The 604-nt window shown below is 57.5% G+C and carries 1 pseudogene; it reads right to left on the bottom strand.

Annotation, left to right across the window (positions count from 1 at the left end):
• Positions 1 to 495, bottom strand: a pseudogene (locus PKE80_RS25200) (recombinase family protein); the annotation flags it as partial.
• Between the last annotated feature and the right edge of the window lie 109 nt (positions 496 to 604).

Raw genomic sequence — 604 nt, 5'->3', positions numbered from 1 at the left:
TTTGGCGGCTTCGGTCAGCGTAAGCCACTCCCCATTCTTCTCAGCAGATCGGTATCCGTGGATTTTATGGACCGTGCGCAGTGCACCGACACGGCGTGCGGTCCACGTTTTTCCTTGTCCGGTCTGCATTCCCATCCGGTTCAGAGTAGCGGCAATGTCGGCGTCGGACCATCGGGTGGCCATGGACCGCATTACAGCGAGGGCAGCCTCCGGCGTTTTCTGGCCATGTTCGCCAGGGTTCGGTTTGCGAATACGCAGCTGAGAGTGTTGACCACCTTTCCAGTGGATCGTCAAAATGACTTCACGTTGCTCTTCGTCAACATCGGTAACGATATCAGTTACGAGAGTGCGCAGGAGTTGCTGGCGACACCGCGTATCGACGTTTGGTGCGCTCCAAGCAGCCTCCAAGTCAGTGGCAATGCCGGCAAAATCGGGGATTGGGATGCCAGCGTCGATTTGTCTTGCCTGCGTCAAAGCAGCTTCACAAGTTTCCACGCGCCTGAGCGCGGATTCCCAACTCTTCTCAAGTTGAGCAGCGATCAGGCGGTTGTCAGGGTCGCAAGCGGCATAGCGGCGTTCAGCAAGAGACGCCTCGTATCGCGCT

This window comes from Novosphingobium resinovorum (assembly GCF_027922145.1).
In the GTDB taxonomy this organism is placed as follows: domain Bacteria; phylum Pseudomonadota; class Alphaproteobacteria; order Sphingomonadales; family Sphingomonadaceae; genus Novosphingobium; species Novosphingobium resinovorum.
This window is presented reverse-complemented; position numbering and strand designations above follow the sequence as displayed.